Source organism: Adhaeribacter terreus (assembly GCF_042657365.1).
In the GTDB taxonomy this organism is placed as follows: Bacteria; Bacteroidota; Bacteroidia; order Cytophagales; family Hymenobacteraceae; genus Adhaeribacter_A; species Adhaeribacter_A terreus.
The window spans coordinates 204,845-222,993 of the sequence record NZ_JBHSKT010000005.1 but is presented as its reverse complement, the minus strand read 5'-3'; the positions used below and the strand labels follow the sequence as shown (position 1 = coordinate 222,993).

Here is an 18,149-nt window from a genome sequence, read left to right as displayed (position 1 = left end):
CAGAACAATGCACTGATTACTTCAAGTGGCAGAACCTGAATCCTTTTTCCCTTCGCGGGCAATTCGATTTCCGAAAATCCTGATTCTTATATATTTCTATTCGAAGCCTGAAACAAACACGACTTAAAATGGTTCGTATAGCAGATGCACCTTTCTTGTAAATAACACCCAACAACTACGTTATGGCCAGACCTAAATCCATTCCTAAACAGACGCAGCAAACGCAGCCCGGCAAAGAATATAAAATGGAACCGGAGCCGGAAGTGATCCGCAGGAATTACCGGGGCAGCGGCAAACTCGAAAATAAAATTGCCCTGATAACCGGCGGCGATAGCGGCATTGGCCGGGCGGTGGCGGTACATTTTGCCCGCGAAGGCGCCGACGTGGCCATTATTTACCTGAACGAAACCAAAGACGCCGAAGACACCAAGAAAATGATCGAAAACGAAGGCCGCGAATGTTTGTTAATTGCGGGCGATGTGGGCGATGAAAAATTCTGCCAGCAGGCCGTAAAGCAAACCATCCGGGCTATGGGGCGCATCAATATTCTGGTAAACAATGCCGCCGAACAACACGAACAGGAAAGCGTGGAAGATATAACGGAAAAGCAACTCGAAAAAACGTTCCGGACCAACATATTCTCCTACTTTTTTCTGACCAAAGCGGTGCTCGATAACATGAAAAAAGGTGACAGCATTATTAATACTACCTCGGTTACTTCTTTTCGCGGCTCCGATCATTTAATGGATTATTCGGCTACCAAAGGCGCTATTACTACGTTCACGCGTTCGCTTTCGCAGAATTTAGCCGAAAAAGGAATACGGGTGAATGCCGTGGCTCCCGGCCCGATCTGGACGCCGCTTATTCCCGCTTCGTTCGATGCCAAACAGGTGAGCAAATTCGGTAAAAGCACGCCCATGAAACGCCCGGGGCAACCGGCCGAAGTAGCGCCGGCATTTGTGTTCCTGGCCTGCGAAGATGCCTCGTACATAACCGGCCAGGTAATACATGTAAATGGCGGCGAAATGGTGGGCGGTTAAACTACTTTATCAAAAATTCAGTACAAGCTAAAAACGCTATGGTTTCGGGGTTAAAAACTCTGAGTGAATTTCTGAACGATTTTCAGCAGCCCGAAGCCCGGCAATTTTAGTTTTACGCAATTTTTATTTACTATAAAGCAGTATTATGGCAACCGATAAAAAAGACCTCGACAAAACGGGTAAAGAACGCCCGGTACGGATAATTGACAGCACCGGCGAAGACATGGCTGAAATGAATGCCGGACATTTGGTACCCGGCGCCGATCCTCCGAAGAACGAACACGCCCGCGGTGGTTTCGGCGACCGCGACGGTAAAACCGGTTTCGGCTCCGATTCCGGCAATGGCCCGAGCGCGGTAACCGTAAACGACGATTCTGCAGAAAGCAGCAACATTATTCCGGATGGAATTCCGACGGCCGAACACGAGCAGGAGGTAGATAACCCGGTAGTGCAATTGCCTTCTACAGAAAACATGCAACAAAGCGTTTCCGATATCAGCGACGAAATGCTGCGCAACGACGAAGAACCGAACCGCTAAATTTTCATCTTTGTATTGCGCAAAAAAGGCCGTTCAGTTCGCTGAATGGCCTTTTGCTTATTATACTTTTTGCCCGTAAAACCATAGCGTTTTCAACCTGAAAAAAACCGGCAGCCATGCAAACCGAAAAAGAAAAAATGCTCCGCGGCGAATTGTATAACGCCACCGATCCGCAACTTACCGCCGAAAGACACAAAGCCCGGGATCTGCTGCAGCAATACAACAACACCGCCGCCGGAAACACAGATCTGCGCTCTTTTCTATTACAGGAACTTCTGGGTAAATGCAGCAAAGGCCTGCAGATAGAACCACCGTTCTTTTGCGATTATGGCTATAACATTACCATTGGCGAAAATGTATTTTTCAATTTTAACTGCGTGGTTCTGGATGTAATGCCGGTAACTATTGGCAACAACGTGCTTTTCGGGCCGAACGTGCAGCTTTATACCGTCACCCACCCGTTAAACTGGCAGGAACGCGCAAGCGGCCTTGAATCCGGGAAACCTATCTATATTGGTTCGCATGTCTGGATTGGCGGGGGCGTTATTGTTTGCCCGGGCGTAACTATTGGAGAAAGAAGCGTAATTGGTGCCGGCAGCGTAGTAACCCGTGATATTCCGGCAGATGTTTTTGCCGCCGGAAATCCCTGCCGCGTAATCCGCGATCTCAGCACCGAAAAACGCATCCTGACTGTTTAACGCTTCACACTTTTTTTGCTCAAAACCCTACCGTTTTTTACACCTGTCTTTTCTGAAGTTCAGCCTTTTGCTTTTGCAGTGCTCTGGTTAAGCTTTTTGCCTGCTTCCGAAAATCCTGCCACGGATTCCCGGCTTTTTTCAAACGTTCGGGCATCGTTTCTATGGTGTACATTTGCGCTTTGAGGTTTTTATCCAGAAGTTCTTCCCAGAAAAGCGGCGCGGCCACCGGCGCTCCCGGCAAAGCTCTTACCGAATAAGGCGCAACGGCAGTTTGCGCGTACGAATTCCGCATATAATCTACAAATAACCGGCTTTTCCGGTCTTCAATGCGTTGCTCCGTGGTAAATTCTGCCGGATACATGGCCGCAAGTTCATTTCCAATGGCCAAGGCAAACGGTCGCACCATGTCAAAATCGTGATTGGGTTTTACAGGTATGGTAACGTGCAAGCCGCTGGAACCGGTAGTCATTACAAAACACGTTAGCCCGTATTTCTTTTCCAGCAATTCGCGCAGCAGTAATGCACCTTTCACCGCCGTTTTAAAACCGCCTTCCGCCGGATCCAGGTCGAAAATAATTTTATCGGGCTTGTGCAGATCTTTCACCGTACTGAGCCAGGGGTGCAGCACAATGGTGTTCTGGTTTATGACAAAGCGCAACCCAGCTTTCGTATTGATAACGGCTTGGTCAATGGGTTCCTGCTTTTCGCGCGCCACGCTTACCCGGCCTATCCAATCCGGAAAAGAAGCGCCGATATCTTTCTGATAAAAGCCTTGCTTTTTAATGCCCTGCGGGAAACGGTGCAGCATTAGCGGCCGGTTTTTCAGGAATGGCAACAAATGACCGGAAACAGCTTCATAATACTTTATCAGGTCCTGCTTCGTGAAACCCTGTTCCGGGAAAAGCATTTTTTCGGGGTGCGTAATAATTACCTTCTGGCTGGCGTTCATTTATAAACAAGCATGGTTCAGGCGACTTTACGTCGAATGGGAATTTTCAGTTAAAAACGCTATGCTTTACCATGAAAAAACTACATAAATCTAAATATAGAAAACTCAAAATCCTGAAAACGAGTATGTAAGAAGCCCTGCCAGCCTAAGCTAAAAGAGTATGGCAGAGGGAAATTTGTTAATTTATTGTTTCACAAAAAAGGAGGTTATCATGCCATACAAAAGCAATTCAACCAACAAACAATCACGCAGCCACTCAGGCAACCCTGCCGGAAAAGGCATTGGCGGAATGAAAGATGCACACATCGAGAGTTTTGATGATCAATATAATGACCTGGAAGCCCGGTATACCGATGACGTAGATGAACCTACCATCGATACGCGCTTAGGCAGCCACCCGAACCGCAACACCAACAAACCTAATATCGACAAACCCCGCTATAGTTAAAATATCACATAGTAGTTTATAAACAAAAGCACCTCTCGTAAAGAGGTGCTTTTTTATTTCCCTTCTTTTTAGCTCCAGATTTTCATCAAACGAACATATCTAAAAATATTCATATTAAAAGCAATTCACCCATAAAATCTGACCAATAGCAATATATTTAAAATAATTATAAATAAAAGTATAATAAATTGTAACTTTTTAAATTCATAACAGTATTGGAGTTTATAAAGATAAAAATAAGGATATTTTATTGCATAATATTCATATTCTTTACATTGTCTTCTGGTTTATTTTGATAAAACTTAAGCCTTTTTCTAGCAATTACCTTAATCACAATCTCACAAACCTTACTAAACTTCCATTTTATGCTGTAATGCTGCAGTTCTTCTGGAATTTGCCGCACGGGTGAGCATAATGGCGGCCAATACGTGTCTTAAAACCTTTAAAAATTACCATTATGCAAAAATCTACCAAACGTCCGAGAAAAATTTATCAGTGCAACGCGCACAATTACCAACAGAAAAAACATATGCGGTTCCCGTATCGAATTTATCTGTTACTATGTCTGTTTTTAGGCTTTACTGCTGTGCAGGAGGCTTGGGCAACTGAGTTCACTTCAAATGGCAATGGCACAAGTTGGAACAGTGCTTTAAGCTGGAATCTCTCCAATCCAACAAACTCCAATACTTCACCTGGTCCGGGAGATATTGTTACTATTCAGAATGGCCATAACATCACGCTTGGCTCTAATGCTTATTGCTCCTCTTTGACTATAAAGAATACCACAAGCTCCGAATCGACTCTTAATTTAGGCACGCACACACTAGCATTAGGAACAATCACATTTAACCCGGGAGGTAACGGTAATGAAAAAGTGAAGTTAGATTTTGGTACGGGAACTTTAAAGGTTAGCGGAGCGATAATCCTGAACGGCCAAAAAAGCCGCGTAACACTTGTTTATACCCCTAACAGCACTATTGAATTTAATGGCACATCCCCTCAAAGTTTAAACTTAGATGCAGACTTACCTTACCCTAATGTTCATATTAATAATAGCGCTGGCGTAACGCCAGACTTATCTATCAACTCATCTAGAATTACGGGGAATATTGTCGTATTAGGTGGTAAATTTGATAATGGCGGTAAAAGCATTCAATGCACAACCGGTAAAACATTTGAAATTAAAAATGGTGCTACATTTATTTTAAGCGGCTCTTCCTTTCCAACAGGCTTCACTAATGTTTTGAATGCAGGCAGTACCGTTGAATATGCGGGCGGCAACCAAACCATTGCCGTGCTACCTTACAGCAATTTAAAAATAAGTGGAACAGGCACTAAAACTCCTAGCGGCCCCATTACTCTGGAGCAAGCCATGAGCATTAGCAATGGTAGTACGTTGAGTCTTAGCAATGGAAGTATTACACTCGGTAATTATGATCTTACAGTTCAGCAAGGCGGCGCCATTTCAAACCCAAGTGCTACGAATTACATTAAGCAAACCGGTTCCGGCAAGCTGATTATTGAGGGAATAGCTGGAGGGGCAACTACTACAACTCCTGAGACAATATTTCCTGTTGGAACAACAAGTTCTTATACACCAGCATATATCAAAAACACCGGCGACATCAACGGCACAGGGAATTACTCAGTACTTGTAACGAATGGAATAAAGGGCACTAGCGGGCAGCCTGTAACAAATTTGGTTGCAATGAGAACCTGGAACGTGGATAGAGTTACTGGCACAGGCTCACCAAGCATATCGCTTCGTTTACGATGGGATCCTACTAAAGACGAGGGAACCAACTTTGTTCGTACCAACGTAGGTATTGCTCACTTTACAGGAGGAACCTGGGAACAGCCGCCTTTAAACACATTCACAGACGGCAGCTTAACTTATAGCGCTACGTTAGAAGGCATTACAAGTTTTTCACCCTTTGGCGTTGTCAACCCCAATAACCCGCTACCAGTAGAACTGGTCTCATTCAAAGCCATTAAAAAAGACAATGCGGCTTTACTGCAATGGGCCACAGCTTCTGAAAAAAACAACCAGGGCTTCCACATTCAGTACAGCGCCGACGGCCGGAATTTCGAGGATATTGGTTTTGTAGCCAGCAAAAATTCCAATTCAGCTACGCTGCTGCAATATAGCTTCCTGGATAAAACAACTACCGGAACCGGCATGCGCTACTACCGCCTTAAACAAACCGACTTCGACGGAACGGTATCGTTTTCGGACATAAAAGTGGTACAATTCGAAAATCTACCAAATGCGCCGCTCGTTTACCCGAACCCGTTCCAGAACGAGCTTACTTTCAACATTGTGGCCAACAGCAACGACGAACTGCGCTACCAGGTCATAGACCTGACTGGCAAAACGGTATACCAAAACACGCAAAAACTCACAAAAGGCAACAATTCCTTACAAATAAATTTTGATAAGGAACACCCGGCAGGTTTCTACCTGCTACGCACTCAAACAAGCAGTGGCACTACAAGTACCCGGCTTATCAAACAATAATCGGAAGTTTAATACTATAAAGGGGGGAAGTTTTGCTTCCCTTTTTTATTTCCCTACCGCGTAGCGCTCTAATCGTGCAAAGAAGTCTTTAACTACGCTGAAACGCTATCCTTTCAGCTTCAAAAAGTAGTTTAGCAATTTCAGCAAATTCCCGTAATTTTGCACAAATTGTGTACAGACTTATCATGCAGAAAGATACCGCTATATTCGACCTTATTCAGAAGGAAAAAGAACGCCAGATGCACGGCCTCGAACTTATTGCCTCCGAGAACTTTGTTTCCGAGCAGGTAATGGCCGCCCAGGGCAGCATCATGACCAATAAATACGCCGAAGGCTTACCGGGCAAACGCTATTATGGCGGCTGCGAAGTGGTAGACCAAAGCGAACAATTAGCCATTGACAGAGCCAAAGAATTATTCGGTGCTGAATGGGTAAACGTGCAGCCTCACTCCGGTGCGCAAGCCAACGCGGCGGTAATGCTGGGCGTTTTAAATCCCGGCGATAAGATCTTAGGTTTCGACTTAGCGCATGGCGGACATTTAACGCACGGCTCGCCGGTTAACTATTCGGGGAAATTGTACCAGCCAAGTTTTTATGGTGTAGAGCAGGAAACCGGTTTAATTAACTGGGAAAAAATTGCGGAAACCGCTGAACGCGAAAAACCGAAACTGATCATTTGCGGCGCTTCGGCTTATTCAAGAGACTGGAATTACAAAGCGCTGCGCGAAGCTGCTGACCAGGTTGGCGCGCTTTTAATGGCCGATATTTCGCACCCGGCCGGTTTAATTGCCAAAGGCTTCCTGAATAATCCGTTCGAACATTGCCACATTGTAACTACTACCACGCACAAAACCCTGCGTGGCCCACGTGGCGGTATGGTTATGCTGCCTAAAGATTTCGAAAATCCGTTTGGCTTTAAAACTCCGAAGGGCGAACTGAAAATGATGTCGGCGGTATTAGATGGCGCTGTATTCCCGGGTTCACAAGGCGGACCTTTGGAGCACGTAATTGCTGCTAAAGCAGTTGCTTTCTTCGAAGCGCTTTCTCCTGAATACAAAACCTACATCGAGCAGGTGCAGAAAAATGCGCAGGCTATGGCCAAAGCGTTTGTTTCTAAAGGCTACCAGATCATTTCCGGCGGCACCGACAACCACTTAATGCTCATCGATCTGCGTTCTAAAGGTTTAACCGGTAAAGTTGCCGAAAACACGCTCGTAAAAGCCGATATCACCATCAACAAAAACATGGTGCCTTTCGACGATAAATCGCCGTTCGTTACTTCCGGTATGCGCGTAGGCACGGCTGCTTTAACAACCCGTGGCTTAAAAGAAGCCGATATGGAGCGCATTGTTGGCCTGATAGATGAGGTTTTAATGAACACCGAAAACGAAGCAAAAATTGCCGCCGTGAAACAGGAGATTAACACCTGGATGGAGCAATTCCCGCTTTTCAACAACTAATTTAATGATGAATGATTAATGAATAATGATTAATTGAAAATAAACCGGAATCCGGATAACGTTTTAATTCATCATTATTTATTAGTCATTAACTATTCATCATCATTAATAATTATTCATTAATCATTATTAAGAAAGTCGGTTGGAAGCAAAACGAATAGGCACAGGGGAAGAGCAGGAGATGAGTTTCGTTGACCACCTGGAGCTGCTCCGGTGGCATATTATCCGGGCTGTGGCTTCTATTGTGGTCTTTGGCCTGATAGCATTTTTTTCGAAGGATTTTATCTTTCACGATATTATTCTGGCGCCAAGCCGGCCCGATTTCTGGAGCTACCGCATGTGGTGCAAGCTCGGCGAGCTGGTTCATGCCCCGGAGATCTGCATCGATAAAATAAATTTTACGTTGCAGAGCCGCGAAATGAGTTCGCAGTTTACTACGCACATGTCGGTTTCGTTTACCATTGGCTTGATCCTGGCGTTTCCGTACGCGTTTTGGGAATTGTGGCGTTTTATTAAACCCGGCTTGTACCCGAAAGAAAGGAAAAACTCGCGCGGAGCGGTATTCTTCGTTTCGGTGCTGTTTATTATTGGTTTGCTGTTCGGTTATTACGGCGCTGCGCCGCTTTCCATCAACTTCCTGGCATCGTATCAGGTAGACCCCAGCATTACCAACGAGTTCGACCTGAATTCTTACATTTCTACGCTCACCACCATGGTTTTTGCGTGCGCCCTTATGTTCGAATTACCAATGGTGATCTATTTCCTGGCCAAAGCCGGTTTAATTTCTTCCGAAATACTTTCTGTTTTCCGCCGGCACGCCATTGTGGTGATCCTTATTATTTCGGCCGTGGTTACCCCGCCCGACGTATTAAGCATGAGCTTGTTTGCTATACCACTTTATTTGCTTTACGAAGCCAGTATAATTATTGCCAAAACCGTTAGAAAACGCGATACAGATCGTTTAAATAAAAACCTTACCCGAAATGAAGCTTAAAATTGCCATTGGCGGCGACCACGCCGGTTTCGAATACAAAAAACTGCTTACCAAACAGCTGGAAGAAAAAGGCCACGAAGTAAAGGATTTTGGTCCTTTTTCCGATGCCTCGGTAGATTACCCAGACCATGTACACCCGCTGGCCAAAGCCATAAACGAAAAGGAATTTAACTTCGGAATTCTGATCTGCGGCAGCGGCAACGGAGTAGCCATGACGGCCAACAAATATCCGCAGGTGCGCGCCGCTTTATGCTGGCTACCGGAACTGGCTAAACTTTCACGCGAGCACAACAATGCCAATATTCTCTGTATTCCGGCGCGCTTTGTTTCTGAAGAAATGGCTTCGGAAATGACGAAGCTCTTTTTAGAAACAGATTTTGAAGGCGGCCGCCACGAAAACCGGGTAAACAAAATTGCCTGCCAATAATAGTACGAAACAAGCTGAAACGAAGAAAGCGGAGTTACCAACAAGGTAGCTCCGCTTTTTTATTGACTTTTTGTGCCTGAAAGTATAGCGTTTTTCTTTTAGTAGTCAGCTTATCAGGGAAATAAAAAAGCAGTTTTCATCTGGAATTAACGCTGTCCGAAACCTAAAGACAACTCAGCAAAAGCATTATAAGCGAAACCGTTGACTTATTAAATCATATTATTTTCATAACAATTCTGAATTTTCTTAAAAATACAGTGTATAATCCATGTATTTTTCAATATACCTTATAACTTTTTAATGATTTCCCTGTATATAACTTACGAATTACACCTATTATCAAATACCCTATTCTCTTTTTTTCACTTCCGAACAGCACACCATGCTGAACTATATATTGAATTAGTAATAAAAGCCTTCAATATATAGTAAAACACAAAAGTTGCTGGCAGGTTCTGCCGAAACTGATTAACAGAATTTCAGGATTTTCTCTTGCTCTATGCATTACTATGCGCAATGCCTGGCAGTAAATATCTGAAATTTAGAATGCTATGCCCCGCTCATATTTATTGAAAATGCATTTACAACTTCGCTGGCGTGTTTTACTTTTAAAAGTTTCTTTATGGAAAACAATTACGGAATAGATCTGGCTTTCGCTTATCAAAACCCATTAAACAGGAATAAAGCTTTCAGAAGCTACTGCTCATTAGCAAAGATATTAGCCCTTTCAGTGTTTTTATATTTTGTAACTCCTGTGCTTTGCAGGGCGCAGGGGGCAATAACCGGGTTTACTCTCATTAATTCCAGCACCGATAAACCAATCCAGCATTTAACCGACGGCGTAATTCTGAATTTAAATACTTTGCCGACCGGCAATGTAAATATCCGTGCACTTACAGGTTCCACAAATGTAGGCAGCGTGATCTTTACCTTAACCGGTGCGCAACTAAAATCCCGGATAGACAACCAATCGCCTTATTCTTTACAGGGCGATGATAATAACGGCAATTATTACATTTGGAATCCTCCGCTGGGCAATTATACTTTAACGGCACAGCCCTATTCAGACAATGATGGCACAGGCATCGCCGGTACTCCCCTAACCATTTCTTTCAGCGTTGTAAATCAGAATGGTTATGCCCTGCAATTAAACACGTCAGGCAACGGCACTATCACAAAAAATCCTAACCTGGCGGCCTATACCAGCGGAACAGATGTAACCCTTACTGCCACACCAGATCCGGGTTACTTGTTCAGCGGCTGGATCGGCGATGTTAGCGATACAACCGACCAGGTAACCATTACCATGAACGATAACAAAAACATTACTGCTATTTTTACGGCTCTTCAATACAACTTAAATGTTTCACAGACAGGTGGTGGCACCGTTAGCAAAGATCCGGATCTGGCAACGTATGATTATGGCTCTACTGCAACGCTAACTGCAAACCCTGCTCCCGGCTTTGTATTCAGTGGCTGGAGCGGCGACACCAGCAGTACGGCCAATCCGCTTACGATGCCTATAAACGGCGACAAGAACATTACCGCTACTTTTACAGCCTCTTCTCAGCGGTTCTCTTTAAACATAACCAATACCGGCTACGGAACAACTTCAAAAACGCCCGATTCTGCAAGCTACCAGATCAATTCTGTGGTAAATATAACGGCTACGCCCGATAGCGGCTCGAGTTTCAGTGGCTGGAGTGGCGATGTTACCGACAAAACAAATCCGCTGGCAGTAACCATGAACGATAACAAGAATATTACGGCCACGTTCAGCCAATATTCGCCAACCGGATATTGCGGCCCTACTAATTCAGATAATATTGGTTGCTTTGTATCTGTAAAACCGGTTGGCAAAACACCTTTAATTACCTACCCAACTGCAACCCACACCTTCCAGTTATTAGCCAAGGAAGGGGAAACTCCTTTTACTGATGGCTCTGGGGGAAAGCTGCCTTCTAATTTCGACTTTGCAGGCTATGTACCTAAAAATGGCAGCAGCACAGAAGGGTATCTTGCTTTGAACCATGAAAAAACCCCGGGCCGGGTTTCCATTTTGAATCTGAAGCTGAATGATACTACCATGCTTTGGGAAGTTGATGCAGTAAGAAAGGTAGATTTTGGGCCCGTAGTAAAATCTGAACGCAACTGCGCCGGAACCGTAACTCCTTGGGGTACTGTAATTTCATCAGAAGAAACATATTCTACCGGCGACGCGAACAACAATGGCTATCAGGATGTAGGCTGGCAGGTGGAGATCGATCCGGCTACCGGTCTGATCATGGATTATGATGGCAATGGCTCGCGCGATAAACTTTGGGCGCTTGGCCGCATGTCGCACGAAAACCTTGCCATTGCGGCTGATGGCATTACAGCTTACCAGACCGAAGATGGCGGCACAAAATGCGTCTATAAATTCGTGGCCGAAGAGTATGGCAATCTTTCTTCCGGCACTCTTTACGTATTAAAACGCAATGCCAATGACCCGACTACCGGCCAATGGATACAGGTGCCGAACAACACAAAAACCAAAAAGAACACTACTTCTACCTTAGCAGCTTCTTTAGGAGGCACTAACTGGGGCTCTTTGGAAGAAATTGAAATTGGCCGCGACGGTAAACTATATTTCGGAACCCCAAAAACAGGAACGATCTGGCGGTTTAAAGACGATGGCGCAACCGTATCTGAAATTGAGGAATGGGTTACCAAAAAATCGTACCCGATAACCTATAATGGCGGCGTACAAAACGAAGACTGGGGCCTAGGTGTAGATAACCTGGCTTTTGATGGCGACGGCAACCTGTGGGTTATGCAGGATAAAGGCCACGCAAACGTATGGGTAATCCGCCCGGACCATACGCCGGCAAACCCAAAAATAGAGTTGTTTTTGACCACGCCTGACGAAGCGGAACCAACGGGGCTAACATTTACCCCAGATTTCCGGTATGGCTTCTTATCATTGCAAGGCTCTAACAACAAAACTACCCGAACCCTTCAGGATGCAGCAGGCAATATGGTGCGCTTTAACCAGGATGTGCTAATCGTTTTTGCCAATAAAAAGTACCTCGGTACACAAACTGCCTCAAAAATGGCGCAAAACAATGCAACACCATCCATAGAAGTTTTCCCAAATCCTTTTAATTCCTCTACAAACATTAAAATAAATTTACCAGCCAACGCCGATGTGAAACTTGAGGCTTACAATATGTTCACGCATGTGAGCCAAACCATCAATATTTTTGAAGGCCCGCTGGAAGCAGGTCAGCAAACATTCGAATTTACGCCACCCAAAGAATTTGACCGCTTTACAGGAATTTACTTAGTGCGTTTGCAAGTAAATAATAAACACTATACTACAAAACTCCTGCATTTGCGCGAATAACTTATTGATAGCCTTTACAGGAATTCCAGCAGCTTTATTTATAAGAAATGGAAACCAGAAAAGTGGAGCAACATGAAGGTTACTCCACTTTTCTGGTTAAAAAACATAGCGTTTTTGGTATTAGATGAGACCACTTAAATTTCTATACTCCTCTCGGTTACTTTTGAGCGATTCACCATTTTATCTGAAATAAACGGATAAAAAATTATCATAATCCATTTCCGGAACGTATTCAGTTTCAGTCGCATCCATTCACAAAGCATTATTTTCTTATTTTACGCAGTACTTTTTCCCTCTTCCCTTCCAAATCTTAATCTTGTACGAGATCAGTTAGTATTCTCCTGCCTGTGCTTTAGCAATGCTTTGGCCCAACAGACATTTTTCGCTATCGCCCTTCTTTATCGTGAATCACTAATGCTTAGGTTTTCTTCAGTTCTTTTACTCCTACTTTTATGCAAGAATTACAGTACAAATTAAAATCAACAGCCAATAAAACATTAAATAACAACAATTTTACAGGCAAAAAACTTCCAGATTATTCATCGCCAGTTCCTATTCTACTATTTTTCCTATTATGCACCTTTCTAAAACCTGAAACTTGTAAAGCACAAACCCAAAGTGTAACCAGTTTCAATCTTATCAATGCCTCGGCAGATAACATTATTCAACCATTAACTTCAGGCTCGGTAGTGAACCTGGCTACGCTGCCTACTCAAAAACTCAATGTTCAGGCGGTAACCAATCCTTCTATAGTAGGCAGTGTTTATTTTACGCTTACCGGCGCGCAATCAAAAACCCGTTCCGATGAAAGCGGCCCGCATTATTCGTTACAAGGCGATAATAGCGGCAACTATAGCAGCTGGACACCGCCATTAGGTTCATATACCTTAACAGCACAGCCCTATACAGGTAAAAACAGACAAGGAACCCCAGGCACGCCGTTAACAATAATTTTTTCTGTAATAAACCAAACCCAGGTAAACTTAAACGTTACCATAAACGGCAGCGGAAATGTTGCTAAAAATCCGAATCAGACTTCTTATGCTACCGGCTCTACCGTAACGCTAACTGCAACTCCAGATCCGGGTTACCAGTTCGATGGCTGGTCTGGCAACGCTACCGGAACGACCAATCCGCTAACGGTTACCATGAATACCACTAAGAATATTACAGCTAATTTCTCGCTAATACCCATTCAGTACAATCTGAATTTAACTATAAACGGTAGCGGTTCAGTATCAAAAAGTCCGGATCAGGCTACTTATACCAGTGGCTCTACGGTTATGCTCACTGCCACGCCAGATCCCGGTTTCCGGTTCGATGGCTGGAGTGGCGATGCTACCGGAACAACCAACCCGCTCAGCGTTACCATGAGCAGTAACAAAAATATTACGGCTACTTTTTCAGCTTTGCCGGTTCAATATAACCTGAACATTACCGTAAACGGTAGCGGAAACGTTACAAAAAGTCCGGACCAGCCTACTTACGATGCCGGCTCTACGGTAACGCTCACTGCCATGCCGGCTCCGGGTTTCCAGTTCGATGGGTGGACAGGTGATACTACTGAAACAACAAATCCGATCACCGTAAAAATGAACAGCAATAAAAACATTACGGCGAACTTTATACAAATACCGGGGCAGTTCCTTTTAAATGTTTCAGTGGTTGGCAGCGGTAACGTAACTAAAAATCCGGATCTGCCTTCTTACGCGCCCGGTGCAACCGTAACGGTTACAGCTTCCCCAAGCCCTGGCTTTCAGTTCGATGGCTGGAGCGGCGATACAACAGAAACTGCTAATCCGCTGACGGTAAAAATGAACAGCAACAAGAACATTACCGCTACTTTCAGCCAGATTCCTATTAATGGCTATTGCGGCCCGAACAATTCAGATAATATTGGTTGCTTTACTTCGGTAAGGCCGGTTGGCCAGACCCAGGTAATTACATACCCTACTGCCACGCATAGATTTCAGCTTTTAGCCAAAGAGCGAATTACGCCTTATACAACCGGTCCGGCCGGCACAATTCCGGGTAATTTCGACTTTGCGGGCTACGTACCCATAAACGGCAGCAGCACCCTGGGGTATCTTTCCCTAAACCACGAAAGAACGCCGGGAGAAGTTTCCGTTTTAGATCTTAACCTGAATGCAACCTCTATGCTCTGGAACGTTACCGGCACAAAAAGAATTAGTTTTGCCCCGGTGGTGGTGCGCAGCGAAAGAAACTGCAGCGGCATGGTTACTCCCTGGGGTACTGTAATTACAGCAGAAGAAAGCACTTCCAGCGGCGATAATAATAACGATGGTTACCAGGATGTGGGATGGCTGGTAGAAATAGACCCGGCAACCGGCCTGATACCCGATTACGACGGCAATGGTTCGCGCGATAAGCTTTGGGCAATGGGCCGTATGCGGCACGAAAACATGGCGCTTATGCCCGATAGAAAAACGGCTTATTTTACCGAAGATGGCAATACCAAATGCGTTTATAAGTTCGTGGCCACCCAGGCCGGCAACTTATCTGCCGGCGATCTTTTTGTATTAGACAGAGATAATAATTCACTTACAACCGGAGTTTGGATCAAAGTGCCAAATGCTACAAAAGCCGAAAGGAACAATGTTTCAACTACTGCCTATAACCTGGGAGGAACAAAGTGGAATGGACTGGAAGAACTTGAAATTAGCCGGGATGGTAAAATCTATTTTGCCGAAACAAAATCAGGCACTATCTGGCGGTTCAAAGATAATGGCTCAACCATATCTGAACTGGAACCATGGGTAACCAGGAGATTCTATAATATTAATTATGGCAGTGGCGTGCAGGCGGAAGATTGGGGAGTAGGTGTAGACAACATGGCTTTTGATGGCGACGGTAACTTATGGGTAATGCAGGATGCTGACCGGGCCAATCTGTGGGTGGTTCGCCCGGACCATACGCCGGCAAACCCAAAAGTAGAATTGTTTATGACCACTCCGTTTGAAGCCGAACCAACCGGCCTTACTTTTAGCCCTGATTATCGGTATGGCTTTATTTCCATTCAAAACCCAAGTTCAGATAATACACAGACCATTACCGATGCCGCTGGCAATGCAGTTCGGTTCAACCAGGATGTGCTGATCGTTTTTGCCAACAAAAAATACCTCGGTTCGCAAACAGCAACAAGGGTTGATAAACACCTGCTGGTATCTGGTATAAAAGTACAGCCCAACCCGTTTGGCTCCATTACAAATCTGAGCTTTACCCTATCGTATGCCGGGAATTACAAAGTGGAATTGCTGGATATGAAAGGATCTTTAATAAAGGTGATTGACGAAGGCCTTAACATGGATGAAAGACAACACGCTTATGAAATTGATGGCAGAGATTTACCGGCCGGCGTTTACCTCGTGCGCCTGATTACCGCCCAGGACGTTACCCAGGTGAAGATCGTATTGAATAAATAATTCAGTCCTGAAATTTAATAAGAAACACAAAAAAGCCCGGCAATAAATCGTCGGGCTTTTACTTTTTAAGGCTAAAACCATAGCGTTTTTACGGCAATTTCTGCAGCAGATCCTGGTATAAATGTAAATTTTCTTCATCGAAACAAACGAAGGTAACGGTTTCCGGCTGCGGATTTTGCTGTAAAAAGGCTACCGTTTCTTTCATTGCAATTTGGGCCGCGCCGGCTTTTGGATAACCGTAAACACCCGTGCTGATATTTGGAAAAGCAACGGTTTTACAGGCATTTTCCTGCGCCAGTTTTAAACTGTTCCGGTAGCAACTTGCCAGTTTTTCTGCTTCGTTCCGGTCGCCGCCATGCCACACCGGCCCAACCGTATGGATCACGAATTTGGCAGCCATGTTTCCGGCGGTGGTAATTACAGCTTCTCCGGTGGGGCAACAGCCTTGCTTATCCACAATTTCCCGGCAGGCTTTCAGAATTTCCGGACCACCAGCCCTATGAATAGCGCCATCTATGCCGCCACCACCCAGCAAAGAAGTGTTCGCGGCGTTTACAATGGCATCGGTTTGCAACCTTGTAATATCGCCCTGAATAACATTTATCCGGTCTCTAACTGAATTCTCCATACAAAAAACGGTAGGGTTTGAGGCTTAAAAAGTGGGGCTTAGTGAAAGATCAGTAAAAGCTGGCCAAAGTTTTCGTTCCGGTTCGTAATACCGCGTACTACGTATAAACCTTTGGGCAGATCGCGTACTTCTACTGTAAGCGTGCGTTCTTCCGCCGGATACTTTCTTATCAGTTGCCCTATGGAGTTAAAAATACCCACTTCTGTAAGCTTCTGATCGGCTGGGGCGCCAATGGTAAGTATTCTGTCGGCCGGGTTCGGATAAAGTTGCAGTTCGTTTTCCGTTACTTTCAAATAACCGATCTTCGTTTCAGTATCGGAGCCGCGCGCATCTGTAACGGTGAGCGTAACCGTATAGGCTCCCGGTGCGTCGTAGTGAATATCCTGCGGATCTTTCTGCGTGGAAGTTCGCGGTGTGCCGCCTTCAAAAACCCAGCTGAATGTGGCAGGTTGGCGGCCGTTGGAATAATAGAAAAAATCGGTGGTCTGGCCGGGGAAAATAGCATCGGGTATTGCCCTGAAATCTGCGTTCAGAACATTGCTACAGGTGTTAGATTGCAGCAGGGCTGCGCGTGAAGTATGCAGCACCGCATTCATTCGCTCTACTTGGCCGACCGTAAATAAATTCATGCAGGCATCGTTGGTATAATCCATGTAATTCATGAACATATCGCCGGCCGGGCCATTATTGCAGGAAATTCTCGGGAAAGCCGGGCAACCTGAAGATTGGCCATCCTGGTTTGGAGTGTCGGTAATAAAATCGGAATCGGTACAACTCTTATCGGCTTCGCCCCAGATGTGCCGCAATCCCAGCCAGTGGCCTACTTCGTGCGTACCGGTGCGGCCTCGATTATAGGGACCAGGAAACGGATTCAGCGGCGTGCGGCCTACGGTTCGGTAAAAAAGCACCACGCCATCGGTATTCGCCGGCCCGCCGGGGAATTGCGCAAAACCTAAAATGTTGTTGGCAAGGTTACAGATCCAGATATTGAGGTACAAGTTCCGGTCCCAGGCATCGTGGCCGCCCTGCGCCGTAAATTTCATCTTATTCTCGGTAAATTCGAAGGAAGTCTGGGAGGTTTGGGTGCGCGTAATGCCGTTGGTTGGTCTGCCTTCAGGGTCGAGCGAGGCTAAACAGAAATATACCTGCGGGTTACCAGCCACACTTTGAAAAGCGGCCGGCGTATTGCTGGCATCGGGGTTGCGGCGGTTAAAATCTTCGTTCAGAACATCCAGCTGCGATTGTATTTGCAGGTCAGAAATATTTTGCTGCACCGTATTATACAGCACATGGAAAACCACCGGAATGGTATCGCCTAAACTGTTGGTGCGCTGGCCTGATCGGTTCTGCAAATAAAGCGCCGCCGCCTTTTCTACTTCCTGCAACGCATTTTTATATTCGGGTTGGTTTTGCCCAAGTAGCGCATTTACTTCATCGGTAGCGCAATTGCGGCTTTGCATCGTTTCCTGCGCGCGCGTGGTAAAACAGAGGCAAAAAACGGTAGCAAAAAGCAGCGTAAAAGTCTTTATCATAGTTGCAGCAATATTGGTTGGCTCCCACCGGTTTTGATACGCGAAAATTACGGCTTTAGCTGAAATGCTTTTCAAAAAAAGCCGCAAAA

The 18,149-nt window shown here is 45.2% G+C and carries 13 protein-coding genes; 10 read left to right on the top strand and 3 right to left on the bottom strand.

Going from position 1 to position 18,149, the window contains the following annotated elements:
• Nucleotides 1-182 precede the first annotated feature (182 nt).
• The 3 genes from ACFPIB_RS10490 to ACFPIB_RS10480 all read left to right on the top strand — a co-directional run bounded on the left by ACFPIB_RS10490 (nucleotide 183) and on the right by ACFPIB_RS10480 (nucleotide 2,276).
• Entirely contained in the window at nucleotides 183-1,040 is an 858-nt protein-coding gene (locus ACFPIB_RS10490; RefSeq protein ID WP_378017406.1) for an SDR family oxidoreductase, read from the top strand.
• Between the two features lie 145 nt (nucleotides 1,041-1,185).
• Nucleotides 1,186-1,578: a hypothetical protein gene (locus ACFPIB_RS10485; RefSeq protein ID WP_378017405.1), complete on the top strand. Its 393-nt coding sequence runs from the start codon at nucleotides 1,186-1,188 to the stop codon at nucleotides 1,576-1,578.
• Between the two features lie 116 nt (nucleotides 1,579-1,694).
• Entirely contained in the window at nucleotides 1,695-2,276 is a 582-nt protein-coding gene (locus ACFPIB_RS10480) for a sugar O-acetyltransferase (RefSeq protein WP_378017404.1), read from the top strand.
• A gap of 37 nt (nucleotides 2,277-2,313) precedes the next feature.
• Here ACFPIB_RS10480 and ligD read toward each other — a convergent pair whose 3' ends face one another.
• Nucleotides 2,314-3,225, bottom strand: a complete 912-nt coding sequence (ligD, locus tag ACFPIB_RS10475; RefSeq protein ID WP_378017403.1) for a non-homologous end-joining DNA ligase — start codon at nucleotides 3,223-3,225, stop codon at nucleotides 2,314-2,316.
• A 211-nt stretch (nucleotides 3,226-3,436) separates the two neighbouring features.
• On the opposite strand from ligD, the gene ACFPIB_RS10470 reads away from it, so the two are divergent.
• From ACFPIB_RS10470 to ACFPIB_RS10440, 7 genes are all read left to right on the top strand, one after another.
• Nucleotides 3,437-3,673: a hypothetical protein gene (locus ACFPIB_RS10470; RefSeq protein ID WP_378017402.1), complete on the top strand. Its 237-nt coding sequence runs from the start codon at nucleotides 3,437-3,439 to the stop codon at nucleotides 3,671-3,673.
• 457 nt (nucleotides 3,674-4,130) lie between these two features.
• Nucleotides 4,131-6,191 (top strand): T9SS type A sorting domain-containing protein, encoded by a 2,061-nt coding sequence (locus ACFPIB_RS10465; protein ID WP_378017401.1) that lies wholly within the window; start codon nucleotides 4,131-4,133, stop codon nucleotides 6,189-6,191.
• Nucleotides 6,192-6,376: 185 nt separating this feature from the next.
• Nucleotides 6,377-7,651 carry a serine hydroxymethyltransferase gene (locus tag ACFPIB_RS10460; RefSeq protein WP_378017400.1) on the top strand — a complete coding sequence of 425 codons (1,275 nt, stop codon included), beginning with the start codon at nucleotides 6,377-6,379 and terminating at the stop codon, nucleotides 7,649-7,651.
• A 181-nt stretch (nucleotides 7,652-7,832) separates the two neighbouring features.
• Nucleotides 7,833-8,645 (top strand): twin-arginine translocase subunit TatC, encoded by an 813-nt coding sequence (gene tatC, locus ACFPIB_RS10455; protein WP_378017399.1) that lies wholly within the window; start codon nucleotides 7,833-7,835, stop codon nucleotides 8,643-8,645.
• Nucleotides 8,635-9,072, top strand: a complete 438-nt coding sequence (rpiB, locus tag ACFPIB_RS10450; RefSeq protein WP_378017398.1) for a ribose 5-phosphate isomerase B — start codon at nucleotides 8,635-8,637, stop codon at nucleotides 9,070-9,072. The genes tatC and rpiB overlap by 11 nt, the downstream gene beginning before the upstream one ends.
• 622 nt (nucleotides 9,073-9,694) lie before the next feature.
• The gene (locus ACFPIB_RS10445; protein ID WP_378017397.1) at nucleotides 9,695-12,457 is read left to right on the top strand and encodes an InlB B-repeat-containing protein; all 2,763 of its coding nucleotides are present in this window, start codon (nucleotides 9,695-9,697) and stop codon (nucleotides 12,455-12,457) included.
• Between the two features lie 452 nt (nucleotides 12,458-12,909).
• A complete protein-coding gene (locus tag ACFPIB_RS10440) occupies nucleotides 12,910-15,900 on the top strand; it encodes an InlB B-repeat-containing protein (RefSeq protein WP_378017396.1) in 2,991 nt (996 codons plus the stop codon).
• A gap of 88 nt (nucleotides 15,901-15,988) precedes the next feature.
• Here the strand turns inward: ACFPIB_RS10440 and ACFPIB_RS10435 are convergent, their stop codons facing one another.
• Complete coding sequence (locus ACFPIB_RS10435; RefSeq protein WP_378017395.1) at nucleotides 15,989-16,528, bottom strand: O-acetyl-ADP-ribose deacetylase; 540 nt, start codon at nucleotides 16,526-16,528, stop codon at nucleotides 15,989-15,991.
• A gap of 38 nt (nucleotides 16,529-16,566) precedes the next feature.
• Nucleotides 16,567-18,060, bottom strand: a complete 1,494-nt coding sequence (locus ACFPIB_RS10430) for a M43 family zinc metalloprotease (RefSeq protein WP_378017394.1) — start codon at nucleotides 18,058-18,060, stop codon at nucleotides 16,567-16,569.
• Between the last annotated feature and the right edge of the window lie 89 nt (nucleotides 18,061-18,149).